Raw genomic sequence first — 13,108 nt, forward strand, 5'->3', positions numbered from 1 at the left:
GGAAATCCCGCAGCCGCGGCTCCACGAGATGCGCCAACCGGTCCTCCTGGCATGTGCAATGATATTTGCACTGTTCGCTGCGCTATGGTTCGCAGCGGGCTCGGTTGCGCACGCCCAGACGATCAGCAACATCGCCTATGCGGAATGGGATGAAGGCGGCGAACGCGTTCGTCGTCCCTCGAACCAGATCGATCTCGAAGTCGAGCCGTTAGACGGGGCGCCCCCGGAAATTGGATTGTTCCAATTCGGCCCCGGCGGTGGCGGCGGCGGTATGCAGATCGCACTGGACAGCACGCACTGCGTCGCAGCGCCGCCGCACGTCTCTCCGCCGCTCGGCGAGAATTTCGTCGGCCAGCCGATCGCGCCCGCCACCGTAAGCGGCGCGTCGGCCATTCGCCCCGGCGAACCGCTTGTCTTCATGGTCGAGTTCGATGCCGCCAACCGCGATCCCGATGCTGCGGAAACCTATGAAATTGTTATAGAAACGGAAGAGGGCGACCGAGAGCGTATAGAGCTCCGAGAAACTGCCGCCGACACCGGTATCTTTGTCGGCTTCATATATACGGTCGCGGTGCCACCCCAGCCGGTACCGGAAAATTGCGAGCTCTCCGTCGTCCCCGGTTCGGAACTTCGGATCGCGGCAACCGGCGAAAACGGCGTACGGGAGTTTCGCGAACTCGTCGTCGATATTCTCGAAAGCTTCGGCTCGACGGTATTCGACAGCGAGACCGGCGATCCGGTTAACGGCGCGCGGATTACGCTGGTCGATGCAGACAGCGGGCAACCGGCGCCACTGTTCGGGAACGACGGCTTCTCCGATTATCCGTCGACCGTGATGACAGGCCAGTCCGTTACCGACAGTCGCGGCGTGACATACAGTCCGGGTCCGGGTGACTTCTTCTTCCCCGTCGTTCCACCGGGCCGATACCGGCTGATCGTCGAACCGCCCGATCCATATACAGACATATCGCAAGCGTCGCCGCAGGAACTTGCGGCTTTTGTCGATTCTCGGGGCGATCCCTACGACATCGTCCTGGGTTCCTATGGCGAGCCATTCGATATCGGTGGCCCCTCTTCGATCGAGATCGACGTACCGGTGGATCAACCGACAGCGCCGTTGCGCATCGAGAAAGCCGCGTCGCGTCAACTGGCGCAACCCGGCGACCCGATACTCTTCAGCATCCGCGTCGGCAGTACGGACGCCACGCGGCCGACCCGTCCGCTGACCATTCGCGACACTCTGCCGCCGCAATTGCGACTGCGCCCCGATTCGCTGCGCCTGGACGGCACCGAGATCGCAACGGGCGTCGAAATCTCGCCGGACGGACGCGAGTTTTCCGTCCGCGTCCCGGCCTTGGCGGCGGGCGCGACCGCGACCCTGACCTATATCACGGAGGTGCTGCCGCAGGCGCGCGCAGGCGATGCGATCAACAGCGCGTACGCCGAAGACGATCGCGGTCAGGTCAGCGATACCGTCGATGCAGCGGTCCGGATCGAGCGCGAGACGATCGCCAGCCGCATGACGATTATCGGCCGGATCACCGAGGGCGGATGCGGCGTCGATCCCCGTACGGCCACAGGCGTTCCCGGCGTGCGCGTCATGATGGAAGATGGCAGCTACTCGGTAACCGACGCGGATGGCCGCTATCACTTCGAAGCCGTGACGCCGGGCCTGCACGTCGTCCAGATCGATGAATCGACGCTGCCGCTGGACCGCGCGGCGGTGGACTGCGCGCGCAACACCCGTTCGGCCGGCCGGGCCTTCTCCCGCTTCGTCGAAGGCCGTGGCGGCGGATTGTACCGCGCCGATTTCCGCGTACGCGCCGTCGAACCGCGCGCGGCACCGGAAGGCGCTACGCCGGCCGTCGAGCGTCCCGAACCGCTGTCCGACGTCCAGGCGGCCGGCGGCGAACGCGACTGGCTCGAAGGCCAGGAGCCTGGCATCGCCTGGCTCTTCCCGGCTTCTGACCACAACCCCCGCACCCGCGTAATCCGCGTCGCAATCAAGCATCTGCCCGGTCAGTCGGTGCGGCTGTCGCTCAACGGCGAACAGGTGGCATCGGTCGCGTTCGAAGGGTTGCGGACCAATGCGGCGGGCACGGTGGCGGTCAGCCAGTGGCGCGGCATCGGAATAGAACCGCGCGAAAATCGCCTTGTCGCAGAAGTTCTCAACGCCAGCGGCGCGACGGTCGAGACGCTGGAACGGACGGTCCATTTCGGCAACGCGCCGATCCGTGCAGAGCTGGTACCGGAACGGTCGCGGCTGATTGCCGATGGCGTCTCGCGCCCGCTCATTGCTGTGCGCCTGACCGATCGCGACGGCCGCCCCGTCCATCACGATCTCACGGGCGACTTTGCAGTCCCCGCCCCCTATTTCCCGGCGGTCGAGGCCGATGCGCAGCAGGCGCGCCAATTGGCGGGGCTCGAGCGCGCCGCGCCCGTCTGGCGTGTCGAGGGCGACGAGGGCATCGCCTATATCGAGCTCGAACCGACCACGGTCAGCGGCACATTATCCGTCACCTTCCCGTTCCGCGACGGCGAAGTGACGCGCGAGCAGCGTATCGAGACCTGGCTCGAGCCGGGCGACCGGCCCTGGACGATCGTCGGTTTCGCCGCCGGTACGGTCGGCTTCAACCATCTCGATCGCAATCTCGAGGAGATCGGGGCGGACGCGGAAACCTGGTATACCGATGCGCGGCTCGCGCTCTATGCGCGCGGCCGCGTGACCGGCCAGTGGCTGATGACGCTCGCCTATGACAGCGATGCGGAGCGCGACGAAACGCGCTTCCAGGGCATTATCGACCCGAACCAGAATTACACGATCTATGCGGACCGTTCGGAGCGCCGGTTCGATGCCGCCAGCGTCCGCAGGCTCTATCTCCGGCTCGAACGCCCGCAATTCTATGCGATGTTCGGCGATTACGAGACGGGTTTCGATGAGACCCAGCTCGCCCGCTACAATCGCAGCTTCAACGGCGCGCGGGCGGAATTCCGCAACGAGCGGGTGTCGGCGACGGCCTTCGTCGCGGACACGCCCTACCGGTTCCGCCGTGTCGAGATACAGGGCAACGGGCTGACCGGCCCCTATGCCATCGGTAGCACGCAGATCCTCGCCAACAGCGAGCGGATCACCATCGAAGTGCGCGACCGGCTCCGCTCGAATATCGTCCTGTCGACCCAGCCGCTGGTCCGGCACATCGATTACGATATCGATTACTTCAACGGCACGATCCGCTTTCGCGAACCGATCCTCAGCCGCGATTCCGCTCTCAACCCGCAGATCATCGTCGTCGAATATGAAGTCGATGGCGTCGCCGCGCGGCGCATCAATGCCGGCGGCCGGGTGACGTGGAACACGGCGGACCAGCGCCTCCGCATCGGCATCACCGCCCTGCGCGACGACGATAATCAGCGCGAGACGAATATGGGCGGCATCGACGTGCGCTGGCGGCCGACCGACTCCACCGAGATCCGCGCCGAACTCGCCGCCAGCAACAGCGACCCGGGCAACGGCGCAGCGCCAAACGCCGAGGACCCGGGCACCGCGACCGCCTGGCTGGTCGAAGCCGAGCATCACAGCTCGGACATCGATATCCTCGCCTATGCGCGCGAGCAGGAAGCGGATTTCGGCGTCGGCCAGCTGAGCGGCGCGGAAACCGGCACGCGCAAATTCGGTTTCGACGGGCGTGTCCGGATCGGCGGCAATCTCTCGCTGGCCGCAAGCGGCTGGCATGAGGATTTCCTGACGACGGGCGCACGCCGGATCGCCGGCCAGGCCCTGCTCGAATATCATGGCGGCTCGACCGACAGCCGACTCGGCATCGTCTATGCCAATGACGAATTGAGCGACGGATCGACGCTGGAATCGACTTTGCTCCGGCTCGGGGTAACCCAGCGACTGTTCGACAACCGGCTGACGCTCGACGCGCAGACGGAATTTGCGCTCGACGATGCCGAGAGCGTCGATTTCCCCGCGCGCCACCAGTTCACGGCCCGCTTCGCGGCGACCGACTGGCTGACGCTGGTCGGCGGCTACGAGATCGCCGAGGGCGACACGGTCGATGCGCGAACGGCGCGGGTCGGTTTCGATCTTGCGCCATGGTCGGGCGCGCGCATCTCGCTCGCCGGCAATCAGCAGGATATCGCCGAATATGGCCCGCGCACCTTCGCCGCGTATGGCTTCGCCCAGTCGCTCGTGCTCGACGAACACTGGTCGCTCGATTTCTCGCTCGACGGCAACAAGACGCTCAATGGCGGCATCGATCCCGATACAATACTCAATCCGGCCCAGCCGGTCGCGAGCGGCGGCTTCATCGGCAATGGCACCAACCCGATCCTCACCGAAGACTTCACCGCCGTGACCGCCGGCGCCACCTATCGCGGCGAGCGCTGGAGCTGGGCTGGCCGCGCCGAATATCGCGATGGCGAACGCGAGAACCGTTACGGCCTGACCACGTCGCTGCTGCGCCAGATCGGCGAGGGCAGCGCGGTCGGCGGCGCCTTCTCCTGGCTGCGCGCCGAACAGGATGGCGGCGCGACGAGCGAAGTGACGTCGCTGGAGATTTCGATCGCGCACCGCCCGGCCTATAGCGACTGGTCGTTCCTCAACAAGCTCGAGCTCAGGAGCGACGAGATCACAAATGCCGTCGCGGGCCAGCCGGGCCCGGTCGGGAGCGCGCCGCTGCTCGTCAATGGCGACCAGCGCTCGCGGCGCATCGTCAACAGCTTCTCGCTCAACTATTCGCCGACCACGTCGGTGCTTAGCATGTTCGGCGGCAGCGACTGGCTCGACCGGAGCGAGTTCACCTTCTTCTGGGGCACACGGTATGTCTCCGACCGCTTCGGCACTGCCGATGTCGAAGGCTGGAGCAACCTCTTCGGCGCCGATGCCCGGTTCGACCTGTCCGAAACGATAGACATCGGCGCCTCGGCCAGCGTGCGCGAAGGCAATGGCGGGCGCGCCTGGACCTGGTCGGTCGGCCCGAATGTCGGGATCAGCCCCATGGAAAACACATGGATTTCAGTTGGTTATAACATTACCGGCTTCGAAGACCGCGACTTCGAGGCGGCCCGCTATACGCGCGACGGCCCCTATGTCACCTTCCGCCTGCGCTTCGACCAGCAGACCTTCCGCGATCTCGGCTTCTAGAACCGGCGCCGGTTGACACTGGTTGACACGCCCCGGGGCAAGCCCCCCGGTCCATCGGCTTTAAAATGGCGCGCTATCTCCAGCTTGCACCTCTAGTCTCCATATCGGCAGCGCAATCTATCATGCGTTACTGCGTGTAGGACAGGAAAATGGGGCGTTATCTGTCAGACTCGACCTTTCGGTCGAGCGCGGCACCCGCCAGGAAAATTCTGACGAAGAAATCTGGTACCTCTGGCCGGAGTCGAACCGGCACTCCCGAAGGAACTCGATTTTGAGTCGAGCGCGTCTACCAATTCCGCCACAGAGGCCCGTAGTAGGAGGAGCCGATTAGCCGAGCGCCGGGCAGTCCGCAAGCGGCTCGCACCGGTCAGGCGAATGTCTCGGCCGTACCCCTGCCCTTCGGATCGTCGCCATATTGGTTCGGGCCGGGCGTGCCGTCGAGGAACATGAAGACCAGCAGCGTAATCGCGCCGGCGAACGCGGCGAGCAGACCGACCAAAGAGATGGCGGTCGACTCAAGGCCAGCGCCCAGAAACGCGAGAATGTATCCGCCAGCCGGCGCCAGTATCCACCATCCCGTCCGGTTCGTATCGTGAAGACGCCGCACGGTCACCGCGAGACCCGGAATGAACAGCGCCAGCGAAACGAGCAGCATCAACAGATACACCACGACGATCGCCCCGCCCGCAGCGACCGCGGCCGTCGGATCGTTGCCGGCCGCCAAGACGGCTGCACCGCCGACCGCGAACATCAGAATGAAGAAAACGATGCTGAGCAGGAACTGGAACACCACCCACATCCAATATTCCATCCGCCGCGATCGGCCGCTGAACTCCGCATAACGCCGGATCGGCATAAACATCCATTCCATGACTCTTCCCTTCCCAAAAAAAGATCATGCGCCCCGTCGGTCTTGTGCCGATTAGACACTAATTCCGGGAATAGCGGCTGTGATGCAAGTCATGGTCGCTAGTTTCGTGGCGGCTGGCGGCGATAGCTGAGCGCTTCGGCGACATGGACTCGCCCGACCGTCGCTTCGCCGGCGAGATCGGCGATGGTGCGCGCCACGCGCAAAACGCGCGAATAGCCGCGCGCCGTCAGCCGCATCGCCTCGGCCGCCTGACCCAAAAGCGTACGGCCCGCATCGTCGGGCGTCGCCACGCTGTCCAACAACTCGCCATCGGCCTCGCTATTGGTCCGCACGCCTTGGTCGGCAAAGCGCTCGGTCTGCAGCGCGCGCGCCGTGGCAACGCGCGCAGCGACGTCTGCCGATCCTTCGGCCGCCGGTGGCAGCGTCAGATCGGCGGCGGACACGGCCTGCACATCGACATGTAGGTCGATCCGGTCGAGCAGCGGGCCGGAAATCTTGGCCTGATAATCGGCCGCGCATTTCGGCGCGCGCGAACAGGCAAGCGCGGCATCGCCGAGATGGCCGCAGCGGCACCCTTGTGTTGCTTTCGCGCAGTTTGGCTTCGGATTGCTCCCACATGTTGAAATCAAACGAAAAATTGAACGTCCGAGCGAAATACTCGAAAACCCAAAGACCGTAGGAGAGCATATCAAGCGCGAGCGTCAGAAAAGAGGCTTGCGACAAATCGATGTGGCTGAAACGCTCAAACTCAACCCTCATACAATCTGTGACTGGGAAAATGGCAAGAAAAGCATCGGCCATCCTCGATATTATCCGCGCATCATTGCATGGTTGGGCTATGATCCCCTTCCCGCCCCTCAATCTGACGGCGAAGCACGACGCCAGGAGCGTTGGAGACTTGGGCTGACGAGCCAAGAGATGGCCGACCAGCTGGGTATCGACCAATCGACTTTGCTCAAACGTGAGAAGCCGTAGCTGCGGCGCATTCTAATCCTAAGCTGGGATTCCACGAACGTCCGCTTCTGGCCGAAGGCGGACATCCAACAAAGCAACGATTCCCTCTTTTGGCGGCCTTCTGCATGTACGAACGATGTCTGGAATCGCCATTGCTCTATGCGCATGGATCGACCTGCGTTCGAACTGGACGCCATACGATCTCCCGGGCTTGCTCCACATATTCGGTTAGCTTTATCCTCTAGGAAGACGAGCAAGGGGGAGGATGGTGAACGAGCAACTGATTCTCCGAACCATTCGCCAAGTGTACAAAGTGGCGCTCAGCCCGCGCGCCTACCAAGAGTTCGTTACCCAATGGGACGCCTATCTGAACGAGGCTCTGAACGCCGATGAAGATCCGGTCGTGCATCACATCGATCAGGCGCTGGCTATTGTCGAACGGCTCGAACATGCCGGCGAAAGCGAGATATCGCCGACGGCCTATGCAGACGCGCAGCCGGGTCCGGCCGCGCTGATCGATCGCGGCGGCGATGTCGTCGCCGCGAACACCGCCTGGCAGCACGAACACCCGAACGCCGCCAGCCATATTTGGCCAATCGCGACGGGAAACAGCGCGCAGCACCAAATCCGCGCCGCGATACAGGAGGTTGCTAGTTCCGCAAAGCTGCCGGTGCACCTGCTGGCGCTCGATGATCTGGACACAGGCGGGCAGATTCACCTCTCCTTTCGCCGCTTGCCGGCCGCGCATGAAGGTGCTGCCGAACTGATCTGCGTCCGCTCCTCGCGCGGCGACTGGGATGACGGGCTGCGCAGCGTGTGGGAGCGCGAATTCGGGCTGACTGCGGCCGAGATAGACTTGCTGAACACCATGTATGGCGGCGAGAGTTTCGCCGCTATCGCCGCGCGGCGTGGGCGGTCTCCCGAAACGCTAAAGACCCAATCCAAGTCCATCTATCGCAAGCTCGGCGTCGAAAATCGCGAAACTGCAATCATGCTGGCCATTCGGCTGCACCTGCTGGCGGACGCGGGGCGGGCCCGACTGACCAGGCCGATTAACGCCGCCAAATCGGATTTCCTGACACTGGCCAACGGGACAAGACTGGCGGTGATTTCAGATGGGCCAGATCGCGGACGCCCCTTGATCTATCTGCATGGTATGACGCTGGGTCATGGCCTTCGTTACGAGATGATCGACGCACTCGCATCGGCCGGCTGGCAGCTGATACGCATCGAACGTCCGGGCTATGGCCGTTCCGATCCGCCGCGCGACCGGCGCAGGATCGTTGAGGAATGGACGGCCAATTTCCCGTCTTTGCTTGCCGGGCTCGGCATATCGCGCACTGTCCTAATGACCCATACGAGCGGCGTTCTGTATGGCTGCGCAGCGGCCGCGCGCCATCCCGAACTCGTTGACGGCGTATTTGCGATAGCCGGTGGGGTGCCTATCACAGAAGAGCGGATGATCAACTCCTATCCCGCACCGCTGTTGCGCGTGGCGCGCACTGCCAAGGCCAGCCCGCTCGCCTTGCGCTTCTTCCTGCGCGTGATCGCCAATTACATCACCCGGGCGGGCGGCGAGGACAAGCTGATCCGGCAAACCTATGCCGGGCGGCCTGTCGATGCCGCAGCGCTGGAGAACGAGACGATCATGGAGTTGACCCGCGAGGGGATGAAGCTCGTCCGCGACGGGGGCTATCACGGCTTTATCGGCGATGCGATGCGGATTTTCGACGACTGGTCGGAATGGCTGGACGCGCTCAAATGCCCGATGGTCTACGCGACCGGCACGGAAGACGATTTCTGCCCGATCGACTGGGCGCGCGCAGCAGCGCAGCGCCACGCGAATATCCGCGTCGAAGAGATTGCGGGGGCCGGACAGCTGGCCCAGCATACGCATTACCGCGAGATCGTCCGGCTTCTGGGCGAATTCTCAACGCGCCTCGAACAGGCCTAACCCGCGCGGGTGATGCGCGCTCGCGCCGCTGCCTGATATTTCTTTCTCCGGGTCAAAACTGGGGAAAGATCATGGCACACCGCACATTCGCACTCCGCGCTGCGAGCGCATCTTTAGCCATCGGACTGGCCGCTCTGGTCACGCCGGCTCCGGCGCAAGCCGACGACGGCCGCAATATCGTACTGAACGATCCGTCGGCTCGCGAATTGCTGACCATGGACGGCATCTGTTCGGCCGAGGGGCATGGGGGTTTCGATCGCGAGGACGCGCTCGAACGTTATGGCCGCTTCTATCGTGAAGTTCGCGCCACGCGCGATGCGCTCAGAGAAAATGCCGAGAATGCGGACAATGCGGCGGCACGGGACGAGTATCTCGAACAGTATCGTCAGTATGACCAGTTTCTCTCAGCATTCCGCCACCCGTCCGACCATCCGTGCGATGGCGGCAGGGCGGTATTGACCCAAGCGTTTGGCGGAGCACCGGAAGAGGCAATCCCCGACCCGGTTTCCATGGAAGAGTTCCTCGAATTTCACGGCTGGGTTGGAGAGTCAGGCGTGCCGCAGACCGGCATCGGTTTTCGGCGTGAAGGCGCGCCTGGCCAGGCGCCCGAAGGATTCGGCGCGGCCATCGACTCCGTCTTGCGCTTCCGGGCTCAAGGGCGTGTGCGCAGCGACGGCTTGGAAGTGTTTTTCGGCTACAGCGACGGCGACGGCGAGACGAGCGCTCTGATACCGGGCGGTGGGGGGATCGACAGCGGCACGGTCTATGGCGATCTATCGCCGGGCGGCAGCTCGGGCATCGCGACGCCCTTCGGGCTCGATGCGCAAACCCGGGTCGAGGTCACCGAATGGTCGGTCGGCGGGGCCGTGCGGGTCTATCAGTGGAATTCGGGAAGCGTGGCCGGGCAGGTTTGGGGCCGCGGCAGCTATACGCATTCGGATCGCAACTATTTCGGCCAGGCGAACGGGTCGGGCACGCAAAATGGCTTCACCTTCGAGTTCGGCCAGACCCGCGAACAGTTTGTCGATGAGGATTTTTTCGAGCTGGGCGTTGGCAGCGAGGTTCGGGCGAGATTGGCCGATCCGTTGTTCGCCACAATCATGACTGAGCTGGGCATCTACGTCCGTGACAGCTCGCTGGAATCGACCGAAACCAACAGCAACAATTTCACCGGGCCACCGGACGGGAACTTCAGTCTCAATATCGAGGATTCGCAGAGCGGGATCGGCTTTCATGGCCGGGCCGAAGCAGGGCTCGATCTACATCTGGGTTCGGGATTCTCGATCGGGATATTCGGAGACGTCGAATACCGCTCCGATGTCGGCGCGATCTTCAATCCCAATTCCGGCGATCAGGTCTTTTCGACGGGCTGAGCACCGAATTGCGGACCGAGGATGTCTGGTCCTATGGCGGTGGGGTGCGGCTGCGAGTGCGATTGGGGCCGGGCGGATAACGCTTGGCGCTATCCCAAGCAATTCCGGATTTTTCGGCAGGTTTATATTTTGTGATTCGCCGTTCGTACTGAGATTGCCGGAATATTTCAGCTTTGGGGCGCAAGACAGCCGTTGCCATTGGGCCGAAAGCGGTATGCTGGATGCGCCCGCTCAGCCCTCACATCAATCGCTTTCGATTCCGCACCGCAAATTCGAGCAATCTATTCGGACCGTGCAGGTCGAGCTTGTCGGCGATGTTGCGACGGTGCGCCTGGACCGTGCGGGGGCTGATCTCGCAGGCACGGGCGATTTCCTTGCTCGTCTTGCCATTGGCGAGCAGCGCGACGATCCGCCGCTCGGCTCCGGTCAGCCGGTCGAGCAGCGCGCTGTCACCGGTCTCCAGCGTGATTTTCGGGGTGGCACCTACCGCACTACTCTGAAAAAACTGGCCGGGCGGCATGGCCAGCGCCGAATCGATCTCGGTCAGCGCGTCTTCCTTGGCGATAAAGCCGCTCGCACCGAGATCGCGCGCACGTTCCGCATATGCAGTATCGGCATGCATCGAGAAGATCAGCACGCGCGTGCCGATTGTTTCATCGCCGACCGCAGCGAGCACATCGAAGCCCGTCTTGCCCGGCATGGCGAGGTCGATGATCGCCCAGTCGGGATCGAGCGCACGTAGCCGCGCCAGACAGGTCTCGCCATCGCTGCACTCGCCGATAATCGTGTAACGCCCGGCGGCTTCGAGATACTGCCGCACGCCGGCGCGGAACGCCGGATGATCGTCGGCCAACAGCATCGTCAGCGGCCCTCCCGTCATCGGGCGTCCTTCGAAATGGTAAAGGACAAGCGCAGCCCACCCTCTTCACGATTGGCGATGGCCAGCGCACCGCCAAGCTGCGCCGCGCGCTGACGCATCGAGAAGAGCCCGAGCGCGCTGTCATCCTCGCGTAGCGCGGCGAGCCGGTCGGCATCGCCGATCCCGACGCCGTTATCGGCGATGTCGACCGCCGTCCCCTCGCGCGTATCGCGCACCGATATCCTGCACTGGCTTGCCTGGGAATGTTTGCCGATATTGGATAGCGCCTCCTGTACCAGCCGGATCAGATGGGTTTGCTGCGCCTCGTCGAGCTGCTGTTGCGGGCAGTGAATCGTAATCTCCGCCTCCAACCCGCTGTTTTTCGCAAAGTCCTCGACCATGGTACGCAGCGCCTGCTGCCAGCCCAGATGGGTAAGTGTAGTCGGGTGCAGCGCATGGCTGATCCGCCGCGTCTCACCGATCGCCTCGCGCAGCGTCACCAGTCCGTAATCCGCCCGTTCACGGGTCTCGTCATCAAGCCCCTTATGGCTTCGCAGCGCCTCGAACTGTGCGCCGGCCATCGCGAGCGTATGGCCAAGGCTGTCATGCAGATCGGCGGCGATGCGCGCACGCTCCTGATCTTGCAACCGAGTGAAGCGTTCGGCGGCCTGCTGTTTGAGTTCGGCGAGCGCGCTCTTGGCGTCGGCGGCGTCGGCCATGTGCAAGCGCATCCGCGCCGCGAGCACGAGCGAAAAGGCCAGCGCTTCGAAGACTAGCGTGAATTCCAGAAGATGATCCCGCAGCCAGCCAAATTGCGCACCCGCCCAGGCGCTCGCCATGACGAGCGCGAGCCCCGGCACCACGGCCAGTGCGAACGGGGCGACCAGCAACCCAGCATGCGCATCGCCTTTGAGCGCCAGCCGCATGACATGGAAAAGCACCACCAGCACGAAGGCGACAGCGAGCAGCACAAGCGGGATCAACGGCCACCAATATGGCAAGATGATCGCGGAAAGGCCCAAGCCGAGCGCGGCATAGCCGCTCCAGCGGATCTGGGCGAGTGTGTGCGGCCCGGCCTGGCCATGACGCAGCATCAGTCCGATAAATTGCGACCCGAAAAAGATCGTCATCCCGATCGACAGGGCGAGCACGATGTTCGACAGCCAAGGGGCATCCGGCCATAGCCAGTAGCCGCCAGTGCCAGTCAGATACGCATCGAGCAGCACAAGCGACAGGATCGTCATCGCGTTAAAGGCGAAAATCCGGTCGCGGGCGAGCACCGATACGACGAGATTGTAGAAGATGATCGCGCCGCAAAAGCCGAGCGCCAAAATGCGGATGATCTGCGCGCGATCGATATAGGCGCGGAAGTCTTCTTCATGCCAGGCCTGCAAGCGGAAATTCAGCCAGTTGGGCTGCTCGATCTTCAGGAACCGATCGCCCGGTCCCGGCAAATCGGGAGTCAGCCGGAAGGCGGGTTGGGCCGCCGGATATGCCCGGTCATCCGCGCGCAGCGTGTCGCCGGTTTGCTGCTCGCGCCAATCGAACGCGCCCGGCGCGGGTTCGTAGAGCACGGCGCGATCGGGCATGTTGCTGAGGCTCAGTATCTCGGAATCGGAAAGCGCCGGTATCCGCAGCCAGAGCGTACCGGTACCGTAGCGCGCAAAGGCGACTTCGGTGCGCCGCCAATCGAGATCCTCGCGCGCGGCGACCGTCGTGACATCCATCCTGCCAGTGGGATCGTGATACAAATCGAAAGCGACCGGCCATCCTTCGGCGGGCCGCGGCGCGGGGCGCGGCTCGGGCGCGCTGGCTGCCGCGAAAGCGACACCCGCCACGCAAAGCATCAGCATCAACCCGAACAGGCGGCCCAGAAGCGCAGGGCGCAGCATCGGGTGACAATAGCATCCCCGCGCCTGCCCGCGCCAATAGGCACATGTGCCTAGCC

7 protein-coding genes, 1 tRNA gene and 1 pseudogene are annotated in these 13,108 nt (G+C 63.7%); 4 read left to right on the plus strand and 5 right to left on the minus strand.

Annotated features, from left to right (window positions below; genetic code table 11):
- Positions 1-58: 58 nt before the first annotated feature.
- Complete coding sequence (locus tag ACTS1Z_RS14415; protein WP_442625169.1) at positions 59-5,149, plus strand: hypothetical protein; 5,091 nt, start codon at positions 59-61, stop codon at positions 5,147-5,149.
- A 223-nt stretch (positions 5,150-5,372) separates the two neighbouring features.
- Here the strand turns inward: ACTS1Z_RS14415 and ACTS1Z_RS14420 are convergent.
- The 3 genes and pseudogenes from ACTS1Z_RS14420 to ACTS1Z_RS14430 all read right to left on the minus strand — a co-directional run.
- Positions 5,373-5,457: transfer RNA gene (locus ACTS1Z_RS14420), tRNA-Leu, on the minus strand.
- A 59-nt stretch (positions 5,458-5,516) separates the two neighbouring features.
- Positions 5,517-6,020 carry a DUF805 domain-containing protein gene (locus tag ACTS1Z_RS14425; protein WP_442625170.1) on the minus strand — a complete coding sequence of 168 codons (504 nt, stop codon included), beginning with the start codon at positions 6,018-6,020 and terminating at the stop codon, positions 5,517-5,519.
- 98 nt (positions 6,021-6,118) lie between these two features.
- Positions 6,119-6,604, minus strand: a pseudogene (locus ACTS1Z_RS14430) (ATP-binding protein); the annotation flags it as partial.
- 145 nt (positions 6,605-6,749) lie between these two features.
- On the opposite strand from ACTS1Z_RS14430, the gene ACTS1Z_RS14435 reads away from it, so the two are divergent.
- The 3 genes from ACTS1Z_RS14435 (at position 6,750) to ACTS1Z_RS14445 (ending at position 10,301) form a co-directional block, all read left to right on the plus strand.
- Positions 6,750-6,995, plus strand: coding sequence for a hypothetical protein (locus ACTS1Z_RS14435; RefSeq protein WP_442625171.1), 246 nt, complete (start codon positions 6,750-6,752; stop codon positions 6,993-6,995).
- Positions 6,996-7,242: 247 nt separating this feature from the next.
- On the plus strand, positions 7,243-8,928 hold the full coding sequence (locus tag ACTS1Z_RS14440) for an alpha/beta fold hydrolase (protein WP_442625172.1): 1,686 nt from the start codon (positions 7,243-7,245) through the stop codon (positions 8,926-8,928).
- 71 nt (positions 8,929-8,999) lie between these two features.
- Positions 9,000-10,301 carry a hypothetical protein gene (locus ACTS1Z_RS14445; protein WP_442625173.1) on the plus strand — a complete coding sequence of 434 codons (1,302 nt, stop codon included), beginning with the start codon at positions 9,000-9,002 and terminating at the stop codon, positions 10,299-10,301.
- Positions 10,302-10,539: 238 nt separating this feature from the next.
- Here ACTS1Z_RS14445 and ACTS1Z_RS14450 read toward each other — a convergent pair whose 3' ends face one another.
- Together ACTS1Z_RS14450 and ACTS1Z_RS14455 are read right to left on the minus strand one after the other, a co-directional pair.
- Complete coding sequence (locus ACTS1Z_RS14450) at positions 10,540-11,181, minus strand: response regulator transcription factor (RefSeq protein ID WP_442625174.1); 642 nt, start codon at positions 11,179-11,181, stop codon at positions 10,540-10,542.
- A complete protein-coding gene (locus ACTS1Z_RS14455; protein WP_442625175.1) occupies positions 11,178-13,052 on the minus strand; it encodes a sensor histidine kinase in 1,875 nt (624 codons plus the stop codon). The genes ACTS1Z_RS14450 and ACTS1Z_RS14455 overlap by 4 nt, the downstream gene beginning before the upstream one ends.
- Positions 13,053-13,108: the final 56 nt, after the last annotated feature.

The sequence above is a fragment of the Parasphingopyxis sp. genome, assembly GCF_052168295.1.
Lineage (GTDB): Bacteria > Pseudomonadota > Alphaproteobacteria > Sphingomonadales > Sphingomonadaceae > Parasphingopyxis.

Coding starts and splice junctions, on each gene's coding strand:
- ACTS1Z_RS14425 (WP_442625170.1), bottom strand. CDS start 6,020: ATGGAATGGATGTTTATGCCGATCCGGCGTTATGCGGAGTTCAGCGGC.
- ACTS1Z_RS14445 (WP_442625173.1), top strand. CDS start 9,000: ATGGCACACCGCACATTCGCACTCCGCGCTGCGAGCGCATCTTTAGCC.
- ACTS1Z_RS14450 (WP_442625174.1), bottom strand. CDS start 11,181: ATGACGGGAGGGCCGCTGACGATGCTGTTGGCCGACGATCATCCGGCG.
- ACTS1Z_RS14415 (WP_442625169.1), top strand. CDS start 59: ATGATATTTGCACTGTTCGCTGCGCTATGGTTCGCAGCGGGCTCGGTT.
- ACTS1Z_RS14455 (WP_442625175.1), bottom strand. CDS start 13,052: ATGCTGCGCCCTGCGCTTCTGGGCCGCCTGTTCGGGTTGATGCTGATG.